The 24,281-nt window shown below is 66.9% G+C and carries 22 protein-coding genes, 1 tRNA gene and 1 pseudogene; 12 read left to right on the top strand and 12 right to left on the bottom strand.

Annotation, left to right across the window (positions count from 1 at the left end):
• The first annotated feature begins 13 nt into the window (after positions 1-13).
• Positions 14-96 (top strand) — tRNA-Leu (locus BBK82_RS36105).
• Positions 97-262: 166 nt separating this feature from the next.
• Here the strand turns inward: BBK82_RS36105 and BBK82_RS48100 are convergent.
• Positions 263-1,600: a recombinase family protein gene (locus BBK82_RS48100; protein ID WP_237047756.1), complete on the bottom strand. Its 1,338-nt coding sequence runs from the start codon at positions 1,598-1,600 to the stop codon at positions 263-265.
• 196 nt (positions 1,601-1,796) lie between these two features.
• Between BBK82_RS48100 and BBK82_RS49265 the strand changes: the two genes are divergently transcribed.
• Positions 1,797-2,714: a DUF7669 domain-containing protein gene (locus BBK82_RS49265; RefSeq protein WP_154697706.1), complete on the top strand. Its 918-nt coding sequence runs from the start codon at positions 1,797-1,799 to the stop codon at positions 2,712-2,714.
• Positions 2,715-2,931: 217 nt separating this feature from the next.
• On the opposite strand, the gene BBK82_RS36095 is transcribed toward BBK82_RS49265, so the two are convergent.
• Both BBK82_RS36095 and BBK82_RS50945 read right to left on the bottom strand, forming a co-directional pair.
• On the bottom strand, positions 2,932-5,697 hold the full coding sequence (locus tag BBK82_RS36095) for an NACHT domain-containing protein (protein WP_065918961.1): 2,766 nt from the start codon (positions 5,695-5,697) through the stop codon (positions 2,932-2,934).
• A gap of 246 nt (positions 5,698-5,943) precedes the next feature.
• The gene (locus tag BBK82_RS50945; RefSeq protein ID WP_154697705.1) at positions 5,944-6,099 is read right to left on the bottom strand and encodes a hypothetical protein; all 156 of its coding nucleotides are present in this window, start codon (positions 6,097-6,099) and stop codon (positions 5,944-5,946) included.
• Positions 6,100-6,294: 195 nt separating this feature from the next.
• On the opposite strand from BBK82_RS50945, the gene BBK82_RS36090 reads away from it, so the two are divergent.
• Positions 6,295-6,558, top strand: coding sequence for a hypothetical protein (locus BBK82_RS36090; RefSeq protein ID WP_154697704.1), 264 nt, complete (start codon positions 6,295-6,297; stop codon positions 6,556-6,558).
• A gap of 83 nt (positions 6,559-6,641) precedes the next feature.
• Here the strand turns inward: BBK82_RS36090 and BBK82_RS36085 are convergent, their stop codons facing one another.
• A complete protein-coding gene (locus BBK82_RS36085) occupies positions 6,642-7,856 on the bottom strand; it encodes a saccharopine dehydrogenase family protein (protein WP_237047755.1) in 1,215 nt (404 codons plus the stop codon).
• Positions 7,857-7,924: 68 nt separating this feature from the next.
• Here BBK82_RS36085 and BBK82_RS50940 point away from each other — a divergent pair.
• From BBK82_RS50940 to BBK82_RS55900, 4 genes and pseudogenes are all read left to right on the top strand, one after another.
• Positions 7,925-8,072 (top strand): annotated as a pseudogene (locus BBK82_RS50940) (helix-turn-helix domain-containing protein); the annotation flags it as partial.
• Positions 8,073-8,280: 208 nt separating this feature from the next.
• Positions 8,281-9,048 (top strand): YfbU family protein, encoded by a 768-nt coding sequence (locus tag BBK82_RS36080; RefSeq protein ID WP_065918959.1) that lies wholly within the window; start codon positions 8,281-8,283, stop codon positions 9,046-9,048.
• A 351-nt stretch (positions 9,049-9,399) separates the two neighbouring features.
• Positions 9,400-9,966 carry a DUF7822 domain-containing protein gene (locus BBK82_RS36075; protein ID WP_065918958.1) on the top strand — a complete coding sequence of 189 codons (567 nt, stop codon included), beginning with the start codon at positions 9,400-9,402 and terminating at the stop codon, positions 9,964-9,966.
• Positions 9,935-10,069, top strand: a complete 135-nt coding sequence (locus BBK82_RS55900) for a hypothetical protein (protein ID WP_257785408.1) — start codon at positions 9,935-9,937, stop codon at positions 10,067-10,069. Before BBK82_RS36075 ends, BBK82_RS55900 begins: the two co-directional genes overlap by 32 nt.
• Here the strand turns inward: BBK82_RS55900 and BBK82_RS50935 are convergent.
• Complete coding sequence (locus tag BBK82_RS50935; RefSeq protein WP_154697703.1) at positions 10,063-10,230, bottom strand: hypothetical protein; 168 nt, start codon at positions 10,228-10,230, stop codon at positions 10,063-10,065. The genes BBK82_RS55900 and BBK82_RS50935 overlap by 7 nt on opposite strands.
• 469 nt (positions 10,231-10,699) lie before the next feature.
• Complete coding sequence (locus BBK82_RS36065; protein WP_065918956.1) at positions 10,700-11,845, bottom strand: hypothetical protein; 1,146 nt, start codon at positions 11,843-11,845, stop codon at positions 10,700-10,702.
• A 613-nt stretch (positions 11,846-12,458) separates the two neighbouring features.
• Between BBK82_RS36065 and BBK82_RS36060 the strand changes: the two genes are divergently transcribed.
• Entirely contained in the window at positions 12,459-14,252 is a 1,794-nt protein-coding gene (locus tag BBK82_RS36060; protein ID WP_154697702.1) for a pentapeptide repeat-containing protein, read from the top strand.
• Positions 14,253-14,359: 107 nt separating this feature from the next.
• Here BBK82_RS36060 and BBK82_RS54975 read toward each other — a convergent pair whose 3' ends face one another.
• Positions 14,360-15,340 carry an integrase core domain-containing protein gene (locus tag BBK82_RS54975; protein ID WP_065918954.1) on the bottom strand — a complete coding sequence of 327 codons (981 nt, stop codon included), beginning with the start codon at positions 15,338-15,340 and terminating at the stop codon, positions 14,360-14,362.
• Positions 15,341-15,511: 171 nt separating this feature from the next.
• On the opposite strand from BBK82_RS54975, the gene nhaA reads away from it, so the two are divergent.
• The gene (gene nhaA, locus BBK82_RS36050; protein ID WP_065918953.1) at positions 15,512-16,837 is read left to right on the top strand and encodes a Na+/H+ antiporter NhaA; all 1,326 of its coding nucleotides are present in this window, start codon (positions 15,512-15,514) and stop codon (positions 16,835-16,837) included.
• 27 nt (positions 16,838-16,864) lie between these two features.
• On the opposite strand, the gene BBK82_RS36045 is transcribed toward nhaA, so the two are convergent.
• A complete protein-coding gene (locus BBK82_RS36045) occupies positions 16,865-17,689 on the bottom strand; it encodes a hypothetical protein (RefSeq protein WP_065918952.1) in 825 nt (274 codons plus the stop codon).
• A 236-nt stretch (positions 17,690-17,925) separates the two neighbouring features.
• Entirely contained in the window at positions 17,926-19,134 is a 1,209-nt protein-coding gene (locus BBK82_RS36040; RefSeq protein WP_065918951.1) for a cation:proton antiporter, read from the bottom strand.
• A gap of 158 nt (positions 19,135-19,292) precedes the next feature.
• Here BBK82_RS36040 and BBK82_RS36035 point away from each other — a divergent pair, with 158 nt between their 5' ends.
• From BBK82_RS36035 to BBK82_RS36025, 3 genes are read left to right on the top strand one after another with little or no spacing between them, the layout of a single operon-like run.
• Positions 19,293-19,901, top strand: coding sequence for a TetR/AcrR family transcriptional regulator (locus BBK82_RS36035; RefSeq protein WP_065921619.1), 609 nt, complete (start codon positions 19,293-19,295; stop codon positions 19,899-19,901).
• The gene (locus tag BBK82_RS36030) at positions 19,898-21,148 is read left to right on the top strand and encodes a glycosyltransferase (protein ID WP_071812750.1); all 1,251 of its coding nucleotides are present in this window, start codon (positions 19,898-19,900) and stop codon (positions 21,146-21,148) included. Before BBK82_RS36035 ends, BBK82_RS36030 begins: the two co-directional genes overlap by 4 nt.
• Entirely contained in the window at positions 21,102-21,617 is a 516-nt protein-coding gene (locus BBK82_RS36025) for a DUF6653 family protein (RefSeq protein ID WP_237047754.1), read from the top strand. The genes BBK82_RS36030 and BBK82_RS36025 overlap by 47 nt, the downstream gene beginning before the upstream one ends.
• Here the strand turns inward: BBK82_RS36025 and BBK82_RS36020 are convergent.
• Genes BBK82_RS36020 through BBK82_RS36010 form a run of 3 tightly spaced genes read right to left on the bottom strand, consistent with a single transcriptional unit; the run spans position 21,605 to position 24,143 of the window.
• Complete coding sequence (locus BBK82_RS36020) at positions 21,605-22,384, bottom strand: ABC transporter permease (protein ID WP_237047753.1); 780 nt, start codon at positions 22,382-22,384, stop codon at positions 21,605-21,607. The two genes, BBK82_RS36025 and BBK82_RS36020, sit on opposite strands and share 13 nt — an antisense overlap.
• Complete coding sequence (locus BBK82_RS36015; RefSeq protein WP_065918949.1) at positions 22,381-23,289, bottom strand: ABC transporter ATP-binding protein; 909 nt, start codon at positions 23,287-23,289, stop codon at positions 22,381-22,383. The genes BBK82_RS36020 and BBK82_RS36015 overlap by 4 nt, the downstream gene beginning before the upstream one ends.
• Positions 23,289-24,143 carry an SAM-dependent methyltransferase gene (locus BBK82_RS36010; RefSeq protein ID WP_065918948.1) on the bottom strand — a complete coding sequence of 285 codons (855 nt, stop codon included), beginning with the start codon at positions 24,141-24,143 and terminating at the stop codon, positions 23,289-23,291. Before BBK82_RS36010 ends, BBK82_RS36015 begins: the two co-directional genes overlap by 1 nt.
• Between the last annotated feature and the right edge of the window lie 138 nt (positions 24,144-24,281).

Below are 24,281 nucleotides of genomic sequence, written 5' to 3'. Positions count from 1 at the left end.
GACAACTGAACAGGTCCGGGTGGCGGAATGGCAGACGCGCTAGCTTGAGGTGCTAGTCCCCGAAAGGGGGTGGGGGTTCAAGTCCCCCCTCGGACATTCTCTTACCCCACGGGATTTTCCAGAATCCCGTGGGGTAATTCATATTTCGGCCGCTTTTACGTCGACACACCAATCCAACGCGAGCGCCGGTTGAACTGGACGACGAGCAGGTTCCATGGTTTTCACCATTAGTGGCGCGGGTCGAATTTCAAGACGGTGGTCGTCATAGTGAATCTGCAAGCGTTGCTCGCGGACTTGATCGACCAACTCCTCGTCCACACCTTTTTTGCGCGGGCCCAGCGGTCCGCGCGAGTAGATGTGGCAGCGCCTCGAGCAGATGGTCTTCTCGGACGTAGAGGTTCCGTGGTTCGCCGTCGGAACGTCGCTTGGCGCTGGTGAAGCCGTGCCGGCATCGATAGCCCGCACGCCCATGAACCCAGTGCCCGTCCATCCGCCGACCACACAGCCCGCACACGACGAGTCCCGCAAGCAGATAGCGCCGGACCTCGCCGTCCTTGGAAGGCTTCGCCGCCCGCAGACCCTGCACCGCCACGAACGTCTCGTCATCAACGAGAGGCTCATGCGCGATCCGCTCAGACACCTCCCACTCGCTGATCGGGTTGTACCGCAGCGCCCCGGAGCCGCGGCCACCTGCTCGCCCACCCGATCCATGGCCGATCGTGCTGCACCGGTTCCACACCTGCCGGCCGGTGTACCGCGGGTTTCCCAGAATCATCGCCACTGTCCGGACGATCCACCGCTCCCCCGATCTGTGCGCGTTCCGCGCCGGGTCCGCGCCCGACGGACTCGCCACGCCACGCTCGTTGAGCTCCCGTGCCAACGACGCCACAGTGCGACCGCGGGCACGCTCGACGAACATCCACCGCACCCACGGCGCCGTCACCGGATCCGGCGCCAACACCTGCACCCGCCTACCCCACCGACCATGCACCGGATTCGGATGCCGACCACCATCAACCAGCCGATACCCATACGGTGGACGACCACCCAGAAACCGGCCTTGAACACGAGTCTGCGCCCGCATCGCCGCCAACACCCGCTGCCGCGCCCGCACCACCTCACGCTGCGCCTGCGCACCCAACAACACCATCAACGCCTCATGCACAGGAGTACCGAGTTCCACCGGACCACCCGCCTCCGGCAGCCACACCGCGACTCCAAGTGCGTTCAACCGTGACACGACCTCACGGAACTGGTCACCGTGAAACGCCCGCTCGTACTCCCCGACCACGACCGCATCGAAGTCACGACCAGGCTCTGCCGCGGCCGCCAGCAATGCCGCCGCTTCCGGACGATCCGACCACGACCACCGCCGCGACACACCCACATCAAAGAACTCCGCGACAACCGAGCCGACACCATCGACCAACTCGTCCGACACGGCGCGCTGCCACGCACGCGACGTCTGCACATCCTGGAATACGCTCGTCGACATCCGCCCGTAGAACGCAAAGCGCAGGCCAGGCACTTCAGACGGTGCCGCAGGGCGGTGACGTCCCGTCAAGGCGGCAAGCAGTTCGGCGTTCGTCAGCGTGGCCACGATCAGCTCCCTCGGTCGCAACCGAGACCCAGACACCACAGGTACCGTGACGGCGTCCTGCCCGTCTCCACCCGAACAGCCCAAGAGCGCAACCCCACCAGGTATCGGGCCGACGGCTAATGATCTGACAACCAGGAACGACATAGACCGCGTGGCACAGGCATCCCCGTGGCAGTCCGATGCAGTGTGGGCTTCGGTGGCCGCTGAACTGCGCGGTCATCTGCAACGTGGGTTACGCGGGGTGCTCACCGAGGACGTGGTGCGGTTCGCCACCGCCAAAGCCTTGGTAGCAGCTGGCGTCGAGGCAGCAACGTTGTGGGTCGAGGCGCCACACCCGGCGTTGAAGGGCCTCCGCGTCGACCTGGCAGTCGGCCGACCCACACCGAAGGCGTTGATCGAGTTCAAGTTCCCACGGGAGCCGAACGAGGTGAATGCTGCGTGGACGACGACTCTGGGCGAGGTCCTCAAAGACTTCTACAGACTGACCATCTATCCCGGCGAAGTTGACCGGATCTTCGTCTACGTCGAGAGCGACCGCCTGCGGCGCTACATGGCCGGCACCGCACGACGCTACGGAATCCAACTGGACACCGACACGGTCGACCTCATACCTGCCACCGTCGCCGGCCTACCTGCAACGGCCATGGGAAGCATCGGCATCGATCTGGCCCGACATCACGTCACAGCGACTCGTCTCGTTGTCGTCCCCATCGACGACACCCTGCGCCTCAATATCTACGACGTTGTCCCGCACACCAACACACATTCCGGAGACAGCTCCGAGCCGAAGCGACCGACGCCGTTGGTGGACGCGGCGCGGCAAGCGGCCGGGACGGCCAGCGGCATCAACCCTCCGACGCGCGCCACCAGGGACGGTGCACGCCGCGAAATTCTCGACGCGGTTCAAGCAGTGCTCACCAGATCTGGCGCCTCGACCTTCACACTGGCCGAGATCGTCACCGAGATGTCTCACCGGAACACCGGCTACGCCGAAAGAACCATCCGCACGATGGTCACCTCGCACCTGTGCCGCAACGCCCCCGACCACGCCTCCATCACCTACGACGACTTGGAGCGCGTGAGCCGCGGCGTCTACCGGTTGGCGACGCACTGACCCCAGCCAGGTCGGGCACGCACCTATTGACGCCGATCGTGCCGGTGTGGACCCCACATCTGGCGCGTCGTCGGTGAGTAGGCCAACTATTCGATCTTCGACCCCGAGTCGAACGACCAGCCGTCTCGCGCAGGGCTTGAGGCGTCTGCGCGGAATGCTGCCCCCAGCGCTCTACGGCGTCTTCACGCCGAGTCCCCAAGCAGTCGGGTTCCGCAAATCAAGGTTCGAGTGAACGGCGTCGACGGGGCCCCACAGGGCTGGGATCCGGCCACCGGGCTGGGATCTCCAGACCGACCGGAACTCCTGAATGTTCGCGCCGAGATCGTTCTTCCGGGGCTGGGCCGATCACGCTGAAGTCACCCCTGCACCAGCCCTCCAAGAACTCGCGCACGTTTGCGGGAAGGTCCAGATGCCGAAGGTCAGCCGGCCCTCCTGCTTGGCGAATGTCTCCCAGCGTGAGCTGGGTGCGCCAACCGTCCAGTGGAAACTGTTGGGTCTCGATAGCGGTTTCCAGGAACGGCAACGCGAGCAACGAGTGCCGCATGTCCGCCTCCTTGGTGATCATGTCTCCCCCCAGACGGGACAGCCTGCGTTGTTTCCACCACATACCGCCGTCCAGCCAGGGCAACGGCGCCCGAAGCAAGACCTCTGGGTCGAACTCCAAGGGTGTTCCCATCAGCATCTGCTGGGCCAGGCTGCGGCCGACTGCGTGGGGCGGTGCCCAGTAGGACAGGTAAAGCACGTAGGGGCCGAACTCCTCTACCAGGCCTGACAAGTCGCCTGAGCTGTGTAGCACACTTGCCCAGGGTTTGGGTTTGTGCCTGCCCGGCCTCGGCCCGAACCAGCTGTACCTCAACCACTCGGCGATGCCCATCTCGTACTCTCCGGAGTCCAATTCCGCGTCGAGCGCCTTCCTCACGGCTGAGCGATTGTTCCGGGAGCACTCCCCGAGAATGGTGAGTGGTTCATCGTCGCGCACCTGATAAAGCTCGACGTGCCAGGGCAACCAGTAGTGGAATCGATTTTCGACCGGGTGGCTCGCGGCCATGCGCACGGCTGAACGCACTACCGCCCGCGTGGCCTGGGGACTGGGCTGGATGTAGCGCAGCGATTCGGCGGCGAACCGCGTGCTCAGGAAGCTTCCTTCCTCTACTACCAGCCGAAGCAGATCACTCGCTCCATCGTCGTGTTTCTGGTCGTAAAGCTGCAGAGCGATCTGCGGTACCACTCCACCAGAGCCGTTCAGCAGGATCGGCCGCAGCGCGGCCCACAGCGGACCGGCCGTACGGTTCGTACGCACTAGGTGATCGGCGGCGAAGAACTCCAGGAACGTTCGGTGTGTGAAGCCGTACTGCAGTTCCGCCTCGCCTGTGCCGGTGTCGGTAAGGACCCAAGGGCGGCCCGTGCAGAAGTCCACGAACCGGTTTGCGTTGTCCTCGGCCTCCTCAGCATCGAAACCCTTGCGTTCCAGGTACTGCGTCAGCATTGCCACGATCCGACCTCGTGGCCAAGCCGTTCCGGAGTTCTCCGCGGTCAACTGCCTCCAGGCCAGGTAGCCGACCGCACCACGAAGATGACTGTCGAACCGGCTGGGCATCGGCAGGTCTCGCATCCGATCCCACTGATCGAACATCATCAGCGCACACTTCTCGTACGCCTGAGCCAGGTTGGTAGGCAGGTAGTGCTCGCTGGAGTACATGGCGCACAACAACGCGAGCATCAGCGGGTTCTTGCGAAGCTCGCCCAGCGGATGGCTTTCCTTCAGAAACGACCGCGCGAGCTTCGGCCGCTCGTTCACCGGGGTGCTGCTGTCGAGCAGGAACCACGATCTCACGTACCGTTCGATTCGCGGGCCATCAAACTCCTCGATCACCGTGGTCCGGAACGCCCTCGGGTTCAGCGGCGCGATCTCGTAGCCGATCTTGCGTGCGGTCACCACGAGCGGCACGAGCGGGTAGAGCTCGGCGAACGACTCGACAAGCCGCGCGAACCGCTGTCGCACGTCGGGGTCGATGAGTTCGTCGACCCCGTCCAACAGCACCACGGCGCGGCCGTTGCGCAGCAGGTACTCGACCGCGTCCGGTGGAGGTTCGAGGCCATACGGCTCGCGGCAGACAGCCTCAAGATGCGACACGAGGCTCACCCCGCCGGCGCGAAAGGCTGAGGTGAAGTTCCTGAGCACCACGAGGAACGGAACTCGTCCGTCCTCGGTGGACGCGACCTCCCAGGCCACCTTTGCCGCGAGCGTCGACTTACCCGCACCAGGATCGCCGAGCACGACTGAGCGCCTGCCCGGCAGGGTGATGTCTTCGAGGCCTCCCAGGACAGGCTCGACGTACAAGCGGTCGTAAGTGACCGACCTGCTCATGCCGAGGTGCGGCATCCGCATCTCGGCGTGCTGAGAACGGATTTGTGACTGCATGCGTCGCGCGAACGAGTGCAGGGCCGCAAGCGACTCCACCCTCATGAGGAGGTTGTTGTTGCCGATAGCCGCGTTCGCGAGTTGCGCCGCCGAGACTCCAATTACTTGATCCACGTCGCCCGGATGCAGAGTGGAGACGCATCTCAACACCGCGCCCCGCATCTGGTCATACACCACCCTCGCCGCGGTTGCGAGATCGCCCGGCCGCCACCGCCCTGCATGCCCCAACCCCAGGTGCACCGCCTCCTGCAACCCCTGCTCGACGTCTTTGGGTGTGGTGCGATCGGGAAGGAGCCTCCACAACGCGAACTGGCGGGTTACCTCCTCGAAGTCCGGCGACTTGAGGTATCGCCCGATCGCCTCCGTACCGGCCGGGTCGAGAGCCTCGACGAACGCCGCCGATGCCTGCGAGCTCATGACCTTCCGCATTGCGTCACGGGCACCTTTGTGCAGCTGGTCGCGTACGACGCGGCTGAGCAGCTTGTCAGTGGCTACGACCGCGATGTGGGCCGTGATGTTCGCCAGTTCAGACATAACGATCACCAATATCTGGTGCAGCACGTCAACTGCACGCCACCACTTCGACAGCCGCGGGATTGTCCACTTTTTAGCCTGTCTTCATGCACTGGACCAATGCCGTCGGATGGCCGACCGCAGGCTGCACGGACAGTGCCGACTTGCACAAAGCGAGGGCTTCCTGAACGAGGCCGACGACGGGCTGCCCAGCTCAGCGGGTTGGCCGTCGCCAGCCTCATGACATAGGTGTCCTGGAGCGTGCGGTCGCGCAGCTTCAGGACCGATGCTGGCTCAAGACCTCAACCCCGAGGCCATGTCGTCATCCATGAGCTCGTCGCGCTCCTCCGGCGACAGCCATCGCGCGGTGCTGCCCTTCAAGGACTTCTCGACCAAGAGGATGTGCTCGAAGTTCTCCGCCACGTCGCACATGTGGCTGATCACCGCCACGAGGCGGCCATCGCCCGCGTTGCGGTGCAGCTCCCCCAGCGCCTGGCGGAGCGCGTTCGTGTCGAGCGTCCCGAGCCGTCGTCGAGGAACAGCGCTTCGACGCGGCCGGCGCCGCGTGATGTGACCTCCACGAGCGCTAGCGCGAGAGCGAGGCTCGCCAGGAACGTTTGGACCAGTAGGCAGACATCTCGCTCAGTGACCGCAGCCCGACCGACATTCGCCAAGCCCCGGCGCCAGCCCAGCAACCGGCGGGCGTTGTCCGGAATGCAGATGGACCAGCTCAACGAGGTCGTCGGCACAACCGGCAACGACCCGCAGCTCGACTCGCTGATCATCCGGTTCCACACCGAGACCAGCCCGCCGCGGTGGCGCCCTGGCTCTACGACCCTGTGGGGTGCCAAAACATGGCTCAACATGTCTGACCTGCGGATCACGCTGCTGCAGGCTCGTACTCGTTGATCAAGCCGCCAAGTACTCGCCGACGACGTACGGATCTACATCCTGGCCCTCTGCCGGCGCCCAACCCCGCAAGGTGGCGTGGGTTAGGCATTCGTGACGTCGTAGGTGTGGCCGGCGAGCCGCAGGCGATCGATCAGAGGCCGGCCCATGGCCGTCGCAGGCGTGAGCGAGCCGGACCGCTGCGGGAGGTCGTCGAGGGCCAGGCAGAGGGCGCTCTGCCCGAGCATGACGGCCGTGGCGGCGTAGCCGGGATCGCCTGGTCCGGCGACTGTGGCCCGGTAGCGGCGCCCCGAGCCGGTGGTGGCGTGCAGCACCGAACGGAACCAGCCCTTCGCACGAGCCTGTTCGCTGGGCCCGGTACCGGGCGAGGGCAGCACCCGGTCGAGCAGGCCGCGGACGGGCTTGACCGACATCGCCCCGACCAGCCCGGCCAGCCCACCGGTGATACCGGCCGCCACGAGCGCTCCGGTCACTCCCTTCCCCGCGCCCATGACCTCGCCGTAGCGCAGCTGCGGCCCGTAGGCCCAATCGAGCAGGGCGTTGCTGCGCCGCACGATGCGGGTGTTGAACGGGGCCATCACAAACGGCGCCTGCCACGTTCCGTCGGCGGCGCGGGAGGGCATCCCCGCGTCACGGGGCTGTGCGGGCGTCGGCTCTGCTGCGCGGTCGGGACTGAGCGCATGCGGATCGGCCGCGACGCGGCGCAGGCCGGGATTGCTCTCGTAGGCTTCGATCTGCGCCCGCAGCGAGTCGATCGTGCCGCCGCTGAAACCGCCGCGGACCGTAGCCACCAACCGCACGTCGGTGAGCGGTCCCGCGCGGTCGGCCACGGCCCGCTCGTGCAGCAACAGCATGCCCAGATCGGACGGGATCGAGTCGTAGCCGCAGGCATGCACGATCCGGGCTCCGGACTCCAGGGCCAGTTCATGCACCGCGTCGATCGCGGCCCGGACGAACAACACCTCGCCGGTCAGATCCGCGTAATGCGTGCCGGCCCGTGCGCACGCCTCGACGACCGGGAGCCCGTAACGCGCATACGGGCCGACGGTGGTGGCCAGCACTCGCGTCGACGCGGCCAGCGCCGCCAGCGCGACCGGGTCCCCCGAGTCAGCGACGACCAGCGGCCACTCCCGCGCCACCGCAGGCAACCCAGCCCTGGTGGCGGCGAGCTTGTCCGCGGACCGCCCGGCCAGCGCGAACCGCACGCCCTCGGGGGCGTGCCGGGCCAGGTATGCGGCGGTCAGCGCCCCCACGAACCCGGTGGCGCCGAAGACGACGACGTCGTGCTCACGATTCATGACCGTCAGCATGCCCCCAGGCTCCGGCCACCACACCGATCGGGCGGCCTGGGCGCGGTGCGGGAGGAGTGCTCAAAGTGGAGGACTGGGCGGAGATCCGCCGTCTTCACCGCGCTGAGGGGATGCCGATCAAGGCGATCGTCCATCAGCTCGGGATCAGCAGGAACACCGTGGGACGGGCGCTGGCCGCCGAAGCGCCACCGCGGTATCAGCGGCCGACCAAGGGGTCCATCACTGAGGTGTCCGACGCGGGGATTCCCGCGCTTATGATGTCCGCGCCGCCGCGGAGGCCGCACGGGTGCTCACCGGCGACCTCGAGCCCGCCGAGTGCTGCCCACACCCTCCACAGTAGCCCGTTGACTTCGCATCCACCTGAGCGTATTACTGTATGACAGGATGTACGACTGACATACAGGAGGTTACGGTGGCCACTCTGACACTGCGGGTGGAGGATTCCGTCCGCGATGAGCTCGAACGTGCGGCACGCGCCCAAGGCACGACGGTCAGCAACCTGCTCAGGACCGCCATCGATACCCTGCTCGGCTTCGGCGACGGCGACGCACCCGATCGGGACGCCGGCGTCGTGGTTCCGAGGACTCTGGACGTCGTCCAGCGCAAGACGTTCACACTGTTGCACCAGATCTTGGCCAGGCTCCCCGAAGACGACGAAGACGACAGGGACTACCACCGGCGGCTCGCCGAAGTCATGACCGACGGGTTCACCGAGGAGTACCACTCTGAGTTCGGTTACATGTCAGCTGAACTCACCCCCGCTGAGTGCACGCGCCTCAACGACTTCCTGGAAATGTTCCGGGTGCTGGAACACAGCCTCGAACAGCTTCCTCCCGCAGATCGTGAACGACTCGGCACGAAGGCGCAGCACATCCTCGTCTTCGACGGCTTCGACATGAACAAGCCGGACGAGTCACGAATGCTCAGCTACGCCAGGCACCTCGTCAAGGACAAGAGCGAGGGCAGGTGGAGCAAGTTCCGCGAGCGACTGACCACCGGGGAGCGCGGCAACTCCCACTCCTCCAGGCTTGCCCGGTACAACCGGATGCTCAGCGCGTACCGGTCCATTCTCGACCGGAAGCGCTCCGGGCGAGGATTCGTGCTCGACGCCTACCAGTTCGACGTCGACGACCTGACGCAGATGATCGAGGCGGCGCGGTACGCGACCGCTCAGCACTGAACCGACGCACTCATCAAGTTCTGGGCGTCGCCGGTCCTGACATCGGCGGCGTGCTTGATAGGCGCACTCTTCCAGTCATCGGGGCACGCAACCGCAGTCCGGCTCTTCTCCCTCCGCCGGTCTCATCACGCACGCACCGCCATCGCAGTGCTGTCGTCGCTGATCGGCACCTGTCGGCGTACCGCGTTGTTCGAGATTCACCGTGGAATACCAACTACTCGATCAATGGAGCCTGACAGTCTCAAGGGCCAACTCCTGCGGGGGCGGGGGAAGCGGAGAACGCCCGCGTCTACCCGCAGCCGAAACGGACCATCTGCCTTCCCAGGTCTCGCCCCGTCATAGGATCCGGTCATGGCGAACCGTTCGTACCTGTACAGCACCGGAAACCGGCCGGAGTCCTATGAGGACCGACCGGAAACGGTTTCCGGGTTGTCGGAATGGCCCTACGCCATCCCGTTCTCCTTCCTGGTGCTCCTGTCCGGCGATCCCCGGCTGTGCGCTTCCCTGATCGCCGACGGGTTCGACGGCGAGCCCCCGGAGAGCAGGACCACGCTGTACGCCATCAGCGGTGAGTTCGACGCCGGGTTCGCGCGGCTGACGAAGTTCGCCGCCGCCGTGCGCGCCGTGAGCGACGCCGAAGGCCTGCACGCCGGGCTCGCCGAGGCGGAGCGGTTCCTCCACGCGCACCGCGACCGGTACGTCCTGCTCGAGACCATCGAGCTCGACACCATGATCGAGAGCGGCGAGGACGAGCTGCGGACGCTAATCGAGGGCCACCTCGACCTGTGCCGGGCGGCAGGCGCGGCCATCGACGCGCTGCCCGACGACGCAGCGGCGGCCGGGGCCGTGCTCGCGCGGCAGCGGCCTGGACGCGTTCCACGGGCTCGTGCTGACCGACGACTTCGACAACACGCGTGACGACAGGACCGAGAACCCGATCGGCCTCAACTGGTGGACCGACGTCCTCTACTTCACGCTGTGGAACCGGGCGGAGTACGCGGCAAACCAGCCGAATCAGTAACCCACGGCGGCCAGGACGGCCTCGGCGATGGCCTCGTGCCCGGCCGGGGCGGGGTGGACGCCAGTGTCCGTGCAGAAGTACGTCAGCGCGCACACCCGCGCCACCGGCGCCGGCACAGGGCCGTACTCGGGGTCCTGGCCATCTCGGTCAGCGGCCCGCACGGCGAGGTGACCAGGCGCTCCGGCACTTTGTCCAACGCTCGTCGAACACGATGAGCAACCTTTTCCGCCATAACCGCGGATTTCGAAATGACGGCCTCGAAGCCAGGTCGATCTCTCCGACGTGCCGAGCCGTGACTACTTCCGCCTGAGCGCTGCCAGACCGTCGACCACATGAGACCGCATGCGGTCGACACAGACAAGTCGTCGTCGGTGCCCGCTCACCCGGACTCTGCGAGGTGCCCTGTGGCTTGCAGGGCCATCTCGAGCGCCGGGTAGCGGTAGTAGCTGTCACCTTCCTTCGCCAGCGATTGGACAGTGGCGAGGAATTGGGCGAAGGTGGCGAGTCTGGTCCGACCGAGGTGGCTGGTGTCGTGGAGAAGGGTCACTGCGAGGTCTGGCATCTGGGCGGCTTCGCGGCATTGGGAGTTGAGTGCCCAGTCTTCTAGAGCTTGCTGGAGATCGTCGCCGGTCAGAAATGAGGCGTGCTAGACGAGCAGTTGCCTGCCTGCTCTCCGACTCGGAATGACCACGCCTCGGCGATGAAGGAGAGTACGGCGGGCACGAAGTACCGGGCGGGGCGGGCCGCGACCACGTTCATCTTGTGGAAGGTGTTGAGCTGGTTGAAGCGTCGCTCCAGTTCGGGCAGGCGTTCCCGTGCTGGGCTACTCGCGACGGAAGCGAGGATCGCGGTGAGGTCTGTCGGTAGGGGAACCCAGTCCGTGTGCAGGCTGACGGAGTCCTCCAGCCGGGCTTCGACCAGACCTTGGAGCAGGTCACGAAGCGGGTTGTCCACCATGTCCCAGAAGTAGTCCTGGTCGCCAAGTCGGACGAGAGCGCGCAGTTGGGCCGCACCGTCGAGTCGCTGGAAGTGGTCACGTTGTGCCGCGACCACGGAACGGACCAGTTCCCTGTCCTGCTCGGCGAAGGCGGCCAGGACGACGGCGGACCGGTCCGCGTACTCGATCGCCGGCAGTCGCCCGTCCGGGTTCAGTTCGCGTAGGGCGTGCTTGGCGGCCAGTTTCGTGATGTTCGTCCGGGCGCTGGTCCGGACATGGGCGAAGAACGTCGTCTGGATGTGCAGGGGGACGGGGACAAACGAGGGATCGCAGGTGTAATCCAGGTACGCCTCGACAATCTTCCCGCCCTGCGTCGGGGGCAAGGTCAGCAGTGTCGTCAGTGCCACCGTCAGGTGTCCGCGCGCGGTCTCGGGAGGGGGTTCGTAAACCTCGCCGGAGCGGCGCAGCGAAGGGTGGACCGACAGGTTGCGGTCCTCACGGATACGTTCCAGCTCTCGCTGGCCGATCGAGTCGACGAGTTCTAAGTCGAAGGCTTTGGCGAGCAAGGCGGCTTCGATGTTCTGCATGGAACGCACACCGTCGGGGTGGATGCCTTTGTCCTGTGCGGCGTAGACCTCGCTGCGGAAGGCAGCTGCTGCCGCGTCACCGTTGTCGGCCAGCAGGATGAGCTTGGCGGTGATGTCGGCGGTGACCGCGGTCCAGGTCGCGGCGATGCTCGCACGGATCGCTCCCGCGTTGTAGCACCGCCACGCCTCTTCCGCCAGCGGACGGGTGTCGGGGTTCCAGGCACGCGTGAGCAGGTACTCCAGGTCCGCCACTTCGACTCCTCCCACCGAACCTCGAAAGGCTAGCCGCAGGGGCGCGAGGGAGGCTCGTCGGACGCGGAGAACCGGACGTAGATCGGGCGACGGCCGCCGCCTCCACGAGCGCCATTGCGCGCGCCGAGAACTACATCCATGCAGCTCAAGACACATGGCGGCACTCCTGGATGGCTCAGCCGAGAAGGCCATGTCGGCCTATGTGAAGCGTTCGATCTGAGCGGGATCGACAGACTGAGGCCGGACTCGCAGGGGTGTCGCGCCAGCGAGTGATCAGTGGTTCGGTGCTCGTTGTAGTGCCGCTCGTACTCACACAGCGCTAGCCGCAGATGAGCCTGATTCCAGATCAAGCCATTCTGAGTCTCGCCTGCTCGATCATCTGCCTACGCGAACTCAGTCTGATCTGATCACTTAGCGTTGCCGACAGATCGGAACCGTGCGCCCGATAGCCTTCGTCGGCTCCGGTCAGCGGGTCTGCGCCTCGCGCGGGAGCTGCCAGCCCGTCAGCCATTTCAAGGAGCCGACACGCTATGGACACGCAGCCGGACGACGTCCTGCCCTTCGGGACCCTATCGGCGCAGACAACCGATTCCAGTGAGGCCGGGGGCGCTCGATGAGCGCGCCCTGGCATGCGGCCGTCCGAAGCGTGCATGGCCTGGATCAGCGCGGAGGTGTTGACTGGCCGCGTTGTGGCCGCAACGACTGTGCCGGCCGGACCTTGCGCACCGACACCCACGCTGATGGTCCCGAGCTGTGTTTCGCCCATGCGACCGTTCACCAGCGCAGCGAAGCACTGCGCGACATGCACGCGCAGTCGCACGTCGATGTCCGCGGCACCACCCTGACCGCAGACCATGTCCGTGACATCCTTGACACCGTCCACGCCGCGCGATTCGACTTCGGCGGCTGCACCTTCGCCGGCGATGCGCCTTTCCCCGGTACTCGGCTGAAGTTCCGGACTGCTTCGCACAACTTCGCAGCGCGCGGCGGCGGTGTGTCCGACTTCAGCGACGCCACGTTCGAATGTGGTGCCGACTTCACCAAGGTCGAGTTTCCTGGGCCGGTCTTCTTTGCCAGCACCACGTTCGCCGATACTGTCAGCTTCGACCGTGCGCATTTCCTCGGCGATGCCTGGTTTCTGCAGACAATCATGGGCCTCGGTGTGTTCACCGATGCCACCTTCGCTGACCTCGCAGGATTCCACGCTGTCTGTGCAGAACAGCTGATCTTCAGCGGGACTACGTTCTCGGGACGCGCCTATCTAGACCCCGTCGAGGCCTCGCGCGTGGACCTGTCCGACTGTGTGTTCAGCCATCGCGCCGTGATGGTCCTAAACGCTCACTGCCGACTTGATGACGCCCGCTTCGAAGCAGGCATGGAGCTGCGCATGCGAGCTCATAGGACGGCAGTCAGCATGCGACGCACCCACCTCGAAGCCGCGTCCATCGTGTCGGGCAGCGACACCATCGACTCGCGCGTGCGCTCGCATGGGCACAGTTTCCCGTTGGCGCCAGCTCTGCTGTCCCTGCAAGGCACCGATGTTGACGAGCTCACCATTGCCAACATCGACCTCACCCCGTGCCTGTTCGCCGGGGCATACAATCTCGACAAACTGAGAATCGAAGGGCGGTCACGCTTCCTCGATTTTGTCGTCCCGTCCCGGCCAGGCGTACGCGCCTACTACGTCAACGCCAGGGGACGCGAGATCATCATGGACGAGAAGCTGCTGCATGTGATCGCGCGCAAGCAGCGCGGTGTCAATGTCGAAGCTTGGCTGGAGAAGTTCGCCCGGGACCGAAGCGTAGTCGCGGGGCAACCGGACACCGGGCGGGACTACGACGCGATCACCTACGAACGCCTCGCCGTCATCTACCGCGCGCTGCGCAAAGGCCTCGAGGACGCAAAAGACGAACCCGGTGCCGGCGACTTCTACTACGGCGAGATGCAGGCCCGCCGTCACGCACGTTCGACACGCCGGGTCGAACGGTTCCTGCTCACCGTCTACTGGTTGATCTCCGGCTATGGTCAGCGGGCTAGCCGCGCGCTAGCAGCGCTCGTCTTGCTTCTGACGATGCTCACCGCGTTACTGACAGGCCTGGGCCTGCCCGCAGCAGCGCCACTGCAGCAGTTCACCGGAAGTGTGCAGCCCGCCCCCGCACCGGGCGGGTCCCAACAGGTAGTGCTCGACGCCCGGACACCGCCCGCCACCCTGCCGCCGTTCGGCGACCGATGGACCGCCGCCAGGCTGGAGCGTGCCGCTCGCCTGGCCACCGGCTCGATCGTGTTCCGAGACACCGATCAGCAACTCACCATTGCCGGGCGCTGGACCGTCAACGCCGGCCGCGGCCTCGGCCCGCTGCTGCTCGCTCTGGCCGCGCTGGCGATCCGCGCTCGCGTCAAACGCTGAACCTGCGGAGTTCACGCCTCATCGCCCGCCCTGTGGGTGCCGAAAATTACGTCCACGCAGGTCAAGGAGCATGACGATGCTTGTGGTGCCGCACCAGCGAGTGACCGTCATGTGCCGCGCTCGTTGTAGTGCCGCTCGTACTCCCGCAGCGCGTGGCGTAGGTGGGTCTGATTCCAGATCAATGTGCGGTCGAGCAGTTCGGCGCGAAGTGTCTTGACCCAGCGTTCGATGATGGAGTTCATGCGGGGCATCCGGACACCGGTCAGCACCGTCGCGATTCCCGCGGTGCCGAGGATCTTGTCGATCAACGCGGGGTATTTGGCGTCGCGGTCACGAGTGAGGAACTTGATCTGCGCGAGGTGTCCTGTGTCCTCGAGGTCCATGAGCAGGTTGCGGATGGCCTGGGTGACCCAGGCGTGGGTGGGGTGTGCGGTGGTGCCGAGTATCCATACACGCCGGCTGGCGTGGTGGATGGCGGCGAGAATGTACTGGCGCTGGCCGGTCAGCGTGACCGTTTCAATGAAGTCCATCGCCAGGATCGCCTCAGCCTGCGAGCGCAGGAAGTCAGCCCAGGTAACGGTCGTGCGCCGCGGGGCCGGATCGATGCCGGCAGTCTTGAGGATCTCCCACACCGTCGACGCGGCGAGCGCGACACCGAGCAGCGCGAGTTCACCGTGGATACGTCGATACCCCCACGAGGGGTTCTCGGTTGCCAGGCGCAGGACGAGCCGGCGGATCGAAGCGACAGTGCGCGGACGTCCGGACGCCCGGTTCACGCTCAAGCGGGCATGGCGGCGCTTCATCAAGTCGCGATGCCACCTCAGAATCGTGTCCGGGCTGACCAAGAGCCGGAGCTGGCGTAACGTCGCGCGGGCCAACGGCACGAGCAAGGCTGCGAGCAATGCCCTGTCCTCTGGCCGCAATTGTGGGCGCTGCTCTCCGAGTTGCCGGTGCAGGACCGCGAGTTGGTGGCGTAACGCGAGGATCTCGACGTCCTTCTCCCGATCGGTCATGCGCAGGAGCCACAGCGCGGCGAAGGCGTGGGAGACGGCGAGGTAGGCGAAGCGGACCAGCACGGCCGCGATCATGCCGGATGATGACCGCTAACACGTCGATGCCTGCTGACCTGCACGGACGTATTTCTCGGCACGCACACCGCTGCCCGGTCGTGAGGTACGGTCGGGCTGTTGCCGTGACGAGCGGCATGGTGTGCCGGGAAGTCTGGTCGGCGATGCGGCCGACGACACCCGGAGTGAGTTTTGGAACCCGTGAAGACCCGGCTGTTCAGCCGCGCGTCCTGGCCCGAGGCCAAGCGCATCGCCGACCTGCTCCGCCTCGAGACCGTCGGTGGCGTCATCATGCTGGTCGCGGCGGTGGTGGGCCTGGTCTGGGCCAACTCGCCGTGGGCGTCGATCTACGAGACCCTGCGCGCGGTGGAGATCGGCCCCGAGTCCCTGCACCTGCGCCTCAGCCTCGCCGAATGGGCCTCCGACGGCCTGCTGGTGATCTTCTTCTTCGTCGCGGGCCTGGAGCTCAAACGCGAGTTCGTCGCGGGCGACCTGCGCGATCCGCGGCGGGCCGCCGTCTCGATCGCGGCGGCGTTCGGCGGTGTCGCCATACCCGCGTTGATCTACACCGCGGTCAACCTCGGTGGCGGCCCCTCGCTGTCCGGCTGGGCCATCCCCACCGCGACCGACATCGCGTTCGCGCTGGCGGTGCTGGCGGTGATCGGCAGGTGCCTGCCGTCGGCGCTGCGGACGTTCCTGCTGACCCTGGCGGTCGTGGACGACCTGATCGCCATCGTGATCATCGCCCTGTTCTACACCGATCACCTGTCGCTGTTGCCGTTGCTGCTGATGTTCATTCCTCTGGGCTTGTTCACACTGCTGGTGCAGCGACGCGTCCGGTCGTGGTGGCTGCTGATCCCCTTGGCGGTGGCGACGTGGGCGCTGATGCACGCCTCGGGTGTGCACGCGACCGTGGCAGGCGTGTTGCTCGGGTTCGCCGTGCCGGTGATCCGCCGGTACGGCGAAGGTCCCGGTCTGGCTGAGATGTTCCAGCACCGGTGGCAACCCCTGTCCACGGGTGTCGCCGTACCGGTCTTCGCCTTCTTCGCGGCCGGCGTCTCGATCGGCGGTCTGAGCGGCTTCGTCACCTCGCTCACCGACAGCGTGACGCTCGGCATCGTGCTCGGTCTGTTGCTGGGCAAACCGATCGGCATCACCGCGGCCACCTGGCTGGTCGCGCGGTTCACCAAGGCGGATCTGGACGACGACCTGTCGTGGGTCGACGTGGTCGGCCTGTCGATCCTCGCCGGCATCGGGTTCACCGTCTCGCTCCTGGTCAGCGAGCTGTCGTTCGGTGAGGGCAGCGACGACTACGACCACGCCAAGGTGGCCGTGTTGCTGGGTTCCGTGCTGTCCGCGCTGGTCGCGACGGTGATCCTGCGGCTGCGCAACCGGGTGTACCGCCGCATCCACGAGGAAGAGAACCGCGACGCGGACAACGACGGTATCCCGGATGTGCACCAGGCCGACGTGGCCGGCGACGCCATGCCCGAGAGCCGTCGCGGCCGGCACGGCTGACCGGCCGCACAGGCGGTCACGGCAACGCTAGAGAATTCCCTCCAGCCACCGGGCCTGGCGGCGGCGGACGAGATCTGCGACGAGGTCCGCGTCGTCGACGGGTATCAGCCACTGGTCGTGGGTGGCCGTCACCAGAACCGCTGGTCCGGCTTGCGTGTACAACGTGATCCCTCCAGACAGGACGATCCACGGCCTCAGTTCAGGGACGACGGGCAGGGTCACCGGCGTGACCTGCAACAGTTCCCGGAACGGAACCGACAGGTCGATCCGGGGGTCACCGCCACGGCGCGTGTGCAGGCGCGCCGTCCACTCGACACGGTCACGCTCGACGACGATCTGTGCCGACACGCGTTCAGGTCCGGTGGTCGCCGCGCGGACTGCGAGCCTCAGCCGCAGGTCAGCCGATCCCAACTCGGGCACAAGCGGGGTGAGAAGAGCGCGGCCGGCACGGTGAGCAGACACGCAGGTCGCGATCGCGACCGCCCAGCAGAACAGGAACAGGATGGCCGGCCCGGTCAGCGCGTCAGGGCCACTGGTCGTGGCGATGCCGTAGGTGGGGATCGCGCCGGACAGCAGTTGCACCCCCGCGACGAGGAACGCCGCGGGCCGCCACATCAGGGGATCAAGAGGAGCCTGGTGCTGGAGCAACTGGCGCAACGCCACCGCTGCGATCACAGTCGAAACCAACGGAATCGCTGTCGGCCAGGTGATTCCCTCATCGGCCATTGCGACGACCGCTGCGCACAACAACACCTGCGTCATCGGCAGGACCAGGGAAAACATCGTCACGTGCAACTGGCTGCGTGACCACCGTTCGTGCAGCACCGCTTCAGCGGCCTCGTCAGGGTGCACGCCGGTCCTGCTGCTCGGCGCGCCCAGGTGGTTTGACCAACCACAGCGAAAGCATGCTGACGCTCGTCACGGCCAGTCCCAGGAAGTCGGTCCAGTGGCCAGCGAATTCACCGTCGAACCACACGAGCGCCCATCTAAGGATCGCGGGCGGCTGCACATACCAGTAGCGGCGTGGAGCCGCGAGAAAGGACAGCGCCACAACACTGCCCAGACCAATGTCAGGTTCGACGATTCCATCAAGTCTGCTCCCGCTCAGGCCGATCAGGCTGGCCGGTGGGCAACCCGTCGGGAGGCTCGACGCTCAGCGCCTTGGCCACGGGGACGTCGGTCGAGGAGTGCAGCACGATCGACAACGCGATGGTGATGGCGACCAGGTCGAACACGTGCTCGCCGGCCGGGATTCCGGCCTGCAGCACGAGGAGCCCGTAGACGACGGAGGCGAAGCCCTTCGGGCCGAACCACGCGGCGACCGACCGTTCGCGGGCGGGCAGTGGCGTGCGCAGCAACGACAGCATCATCGCCGCCGGCCGCACGAGCAGGATCGCGATGACCGCGACCGCCCAGTCCCCCACGCTCAGGTGCGAGATGCGCTCTGGCGTGATCAGCGCGCCGAGGACGAGCAGTGCGGCGAACTTGGTGATCTCGGACAGCAGGTCGCCGAAGTGCTCGAAGTGTTCTGCCGCAACACGGTCCAGAGTCGCGATGGTCGATCCCGCCGCGAACGCGGCGAGGTAGGGGTTGGCGTGCGTGAGGTGACACGTCGCGTACAGCATCACCGCGATCGCCAACGGGCCGAGCGCCTGCAGCCGCGGTTCGGCGGTGAAGATCCGCAACCGCCACGCCAGCACCACGACCGCGGGGATGACGACGCCCAGTGCGAGTCCGGCGGCCAGCTCGATGCCGATCGTGACGAAGTCGGTGTCCCTGTTCGCCGCCGTGGCCAGGAAGATCAGCACGAACGGCAGCGCGAGACCGTCGTTGAGGCCGGACTCGACGTTGAGGAGCCGCCGCAGCCGCGCGGGCACGTCGGTGCGGCCCACGATGGCGGAGGCGAACACGGGATCGGTCGGCGAGAGGATCGCGCCGATCAGGAACGAGGTCGTCCAGTCCAGGCCGGTGAGGAAGTGCGTGGGGACGGCGATGCCGACCATGGTCAGCGGCATGGCCAGGCCCAGTGCCCGCCCGGACAGCCGCCAGCCCTGCTTCAGATCCGGCAGACCGGCCCGCTGGCCGTCCGTGAAGAGCACGGTGAACAACGCGAGATCCGCCAGAACTGTCACGAACGCGCTGTTGGACGGGATGTCGACGAGCCCGAGACCGCCTTGGCCGATCAGCGCGCCGGCGACGAGGAACATCAGTGCGGTCGACAGGATCGTGCGGGCGGCGAGGCCGGACAGCGAGACGCTGATCAGCAGGACCACACCGAATGCCAGAACCAGCGCCATCAACGAACCCCGTCCATGTCGACCAGGCCCACCACGAAACCGTGATGAGCGTTGCCGACCAGACTTCCCGGCGCACCGCGCGCAAAGATGCCGCAAAGATCCCCTCGACGCAAACCGGCGACCTGGACAGCATTGAACAACTGTTCAATACTGTGAACATGCGTTCAGTATCTGACCTGACGGCGCGGGCGCGCATCCGCGACGCGGCACTGGCCCGGTTCGGCACCGACGGCGTCGCCGGAACCTCGGTGCGCGCGGTGGCCGCGGATGCCGGGGTCTCTCCCGCGCTGGTCGTGCACCACTTCGGCTCCAAGGAAGGACTCCGCCAGGCCTGCGACGACTACGTCCTCGCATCGATCCGCGACGGCGGCGAAGCCGCCACCGAGGCCCTGGGCGAGATCCTGCAGGCAGCGACACCGGTCCGGCGATACCTGGCAAGGGCGTTGCTAGACGACACGCCCGCGGCCGGCGCGTTGTTCGCCGAGATCGTCGAACGCACCGAGGAGTGGCTCGCGGGTGGCGAAGAGGACGGCTGGGTGCGCGCTTCAGCGGACGCCAGGGCCCGAGCCGTCACCTACGTGTCGTGGCTGCTGGCGCCGCTGGTGCTCGGTGACCAGGTGGGTCGTCTGCTGGGCGGTGATCCGGCCGAGACCGCGACCGCGGTGCGCGGAGCCCGTGCAGGTCTGGAGATGCTGACCCACGGTCTGTTCGCCGACGACCGCTGGCTCACGGCGTTCACCGACCTCGACAAGAGCACGAAGCCATGAAGGCGTTGCTGGTCACCCACGGCACACGCGGAGACGTGCAACCGTTGTTGGCGTTGGCGGTGGCGCTCAAGAAAGCGGGCCACGAGGCACTGCTGGCCGCACCGAAGTCGTTCGCCACCAGCGTGCGGGCGCAGGACGTCGAGTTCGCGGCGCTGGACAACGGCCCCAACAGGTTGCTCGAAGATCCGCTGATGGCGGAGGCGATCGAGGGCGGGTACCGCGGCGTCCGCGGCAAGATCACCGCCCTGGCGGCCATCAGGCGCATCAAGCCGTTGATGGCCGATGTGCTGCGCGATGTCGGCGCCGTCGCGCGATCCAGCGGCGCGGACGTCGTGGTGCACACGCCGAGCGTGCCCGCACAGCACGCGGCGGAGGCGCTCGGCGTTCCCGCCGTCCTCGCCGCGCTGCAACCAGGCTGGGTACCGACGTCGGAGTTCCCCTGCCCGATGGTGCCGCTGCCCCGGCTGCCCCGGTTCCTCAACCGGGCCACCTACCTGACGGTGTCGGCGACCCTGCGCGCCTACTCCGGCGTCGTCAACGCCTGGCGCACCGACGACCTAGGCCTGCCACGCGGTCAGGGCCCCCGACATGCCCTCGTGCTGCAGGCGTTCAGCTCTCTCGTCACACCAGTGGACCCCACGTGGCAGGACTCGGTGCGCACCACCGGTTTCTGGTACCTGCCGCGTGTCACGACCTGGACACCCGACGCCGCTCTGAAGGCGTTCCTGGAGGCCGGTCCAGCGCCTGTGTACGTCGGGTTCGGCAGCATGGCCGGGCGGGATGCTCAGCGCACCGGCGACATCGTCGCCGAGGCCGTCCGGGCGGCGGGAGTGCGGGCGATCGTCGCGACCGGATGGGGAGGCCTGGCCGCGCGCTCGTCGGACGACCTCCTCGTCATCGATCAGGCGCCGCATGACTGGTTGTTCGGCAAGGTGGCGGCGGTTGTGCACCACGGCGGTGGAGGGACGACCGCTGCGGCGCTAGCCGCAGGTGTACCGCAGGTCGTCTGTCCGTTCGTCGCCGATCAACCCCACTGGGCGCAGCGGATGCACGCCGTCGGCGTTGCCCCGCAACCACTGCTCCACAAGAAGCTGACCGTCGCCTCGCTCGCCGAAGCGATCACGCACACCGCGAGCGATCCCGCGATCCGGCGGCGCGCCGTCGAACTGGGCGAGCAAGTCCGCTCGCAGGACGGTGTCGGTGTCGCGGTTCGCGAGCTGGAGAGGATCCGCAATGGACGTTGCTGACCGCATCGCGAAGACCTTCGGCATGACGGATGAAGCGTGGCAGCGGCACGCCAACCCGTGGAGCGTCTGGACGCGGTTCGCCGCGATTCCCCTGATGCTTCTGGCGATCTGGAGCCGCACGTGGATCGGCTGGTGGAGTCTCGTGCCGATAAGCGCTGTGGCCGCCTGGTTGTTCATCAATCCCAGGGCGTTTCCGCCGGTGCGTGAGCCACGCAACTGGGCGGCACGCGGCATCTACGGCGAACGTGCCTGGGTCCAGAACCGCGATCTGGTGCCACCGGACCACCGGAAGGTGCTGCGGCTGCTGGTCGCTCTCGGGGTCATCGGGTTCGGCATGATCCTCTGGGGGCTGGTCGCCCTGGAGGTGTGGCCGACGGTCTTCGGCGTGACAGTGGTCGTTGTGGCCCAGCTCTGGCGAATCGACCGCTTCGGCTGGCTGTGGGAACGCCATCAGGCTCACCGGTCTTGATCGGCGTTGCGCCACCACAGCGCGGTCGCCGCCACTCCCGCCGTTCCGACCAGCACCACCAGCAGCACGCCGAGCGGGCCGGGCGACACCCGGTCCGCACCGGCCAGTCCGCTGAACAACGCCGGTACCGACCACGGGAAGTACTGGCCGTAGCCGAGCGCGGCGACGACCTGCGCGCAGAACACCGCCGTCATCATCACGCCGACACCCGGCAGATAGCCCCTGCCGACACTGGCCGCGAGCGCGATCGGCGTGGCGAGCAGCACCGTCATCACCGCAACCGCCGCGATCATCGCCACGCCGGAGACCACCACGTCCGCGGTCCAGCCCGGCAGTCCGAGCACCGTGCCGATCAGGAGACCGAGCAGCACCAGCTGCACGGACAGGATCAGGCACCACACCAGCGCCATGACGAACTTCGCCGCGACGATGGTGGTGCGCGCGGTGGGCAGCGCCAGCAGGTCCTTGACGGTGTTCTGGCTGAACTCGCGGCCGAACAGCCACACCAGGACCAGCCCGAACACCAGCATGCCGCCCACCGCTGTGGTCTGGGCGAGGAAGGAGAAGTACGTCGGCCAGTCCGCCTCACCACCGACCAGTGCCGCCTTGGTACCGAGCAAGCCGAGGGACCGAGCACGGTCCTGGTTCTGCAGGATGAACATGAACAGCCCGCCCACCGCCGCGGCGACGGTGAACGCGAGTGCGGTCACCCACGGCACACGGGACCGGCGCGCCTTGAGCACCTCGGTCGCCAGTGCGTTGATCACGACTCCACCACCCGCAGGAAGAACGTCTCCAGATCGTCCTGCTCGACGACCAGCCGGGTCGGTGGGCAGCCGGCGGTGACGAGGACCGTGGCGACCTCATCTGGTTGCCGCACCGCGCGAGCGTCAGCCAGGACGAGATCCTCGACGTTCGATCTGACAGGGCTGTAACCCGCGGCGGTCAACGCGAGCTCGGCCGCCTGGCGGTCACGTGCCGACACGCTCAGGCGCTGCTGCACGTGTGCGGCGACGTCGCCGGCGTCGAGCTCCCGGACGAGCCGTCCTCGGTGGATGATCCCGATGCGGGTGGCGAGCCGCGCGACCTCGGTGAGAATGTGGCTGGACAACACCACCGTCACCCCGTGCTCCTGGCTCAGCCTGCGCAGCAGGTCACGGATCTCCGCGACACCAGCGGGGTCCAGCCCGTTCGCGGGCTCGTCGAGGACGAGCAGCTCCGGCTTGTGCAGCAACGCCTTGGCCAGGCCAAGGCGTTGCGCGTTGCCCAGCGACAACGTCCGTGCGCTCCGGCCGGCGTACGTGGTCAGCCTCAGCCGTTCGATGACCTCGTCGACGTGGTGGCGTCCGCGCAGGGCACGCAGGCGGGCCGCCACCTCCAGGTTCTCCCGCACCGTGAGCTCCGGGTAGGCGGCGGGTGTCTCGACCAGGTAGCCCACCCGCGACCACGCGGCCCGCGCACCAGGCCGAACCCGCGCACCCAGCACGTCGACAGTCCCGCTCGTCGGCCGGACCATGCCGAGCAGCATCCGGATCGCCGTGGTCTTGCCCGCACCGTTGAGCCCGAGCAACCCGTAGATCTCCCCCGCGGTGACGCACAGGTCGAGATCGTCCACCGCCGTGACATCGGCGTAGCGTTTGGTCAGTCCACGCGCGTCGATCACCGACGCCATCAACGGGCGACCTTGACGCAGCGCGCGGTGCGTTCGATCTCGCTCACCGGCAGCGAGCGCCCCGAGGGCACGACGTACCGCTCGGTGAACTCACGCGGCCCCACCTGCTCGACCTCGGTCCACCCGTACGGCTCGAGAAATCCCGCCACCTCGTCCGGCAGCAGCCCGAACTTCCACATTCGGCGCCTCACCACGAACTCGCGATGTGCCGCCTCTCCACCGAACATCGCCGTTCCGTCGAGGAAGTCCTTGCGCACGAACGTGAACACCAGCTCACTGCCCGCAGGCGCCTGTGCGAGAACATCGAACGTCGCGCGGACGGCGTCCTCGCTCAGGTACTGGGTGACCGCTTCCCAGATGAACAGCGTCCGCTGGCCGGCACGGTAGCCGTGGTATGCGAGCACCGTCGCGAGGTGCTGCGTTTCGAAGTCGAAGGGAACCAGGACAACGTCCGGCGGAACCTCGCCGAAGATCTCGTGCAACCGGCTCCGTTTGCTCTCCACGTTCGGCGGGAGGTCGACCTCGAACACCTGCTTGCCGCGGGACCTGCAGCCGCGCGTGTCGAACCCGGCACCGAGCACCACCACGACCTCAGCGTCACTGACGTCAAGCCGTTCGTCGATGTACCGCTTGCGGCACAACATGCTCGCCCACAAGCCAGGAATCTTCTTCTCCGTCGCGGCGAACAGCGCGTTGCGCACCGGCCGCCAGCGCGCGGCAGCCACCGCCAACCGCCCGGAAGCGGGCAGGATGCGCGCCGCGTACTCGTCCCGCACGAGCGGGTGTTCGTCGTACTGATCCACAGCGGCGATGACCATCGGTCCGATGGCGGTGCCTGCGACTGCGGTGTCCATGAGAACTCCTCGAAGACGGCGTCGTTCATCACGCCGACCAGGCTTCCCGGCACACCTGCGGACAGCCTACAACCACACCGCGCCCAGCTAGCATCGATCCATCACCGCTGCCAGTTAGCCACAACGACTGGAACCCTT

The sequence above is a fragment of the Lentzea guizhouensis genome (assembly GCF_001701025.1).
Taxonomy (GTDB): Bacteria; Actinomycetota; Actinomycetes; order Mycobacteriales; family Pseudonocardiaceae; genus Lentzea; species Lentzea guizhouensis.
Note: the sequence above shows the minus strand (reverse complement) of the source record. Positions and strands in the feature narration are given on the sequence as shown.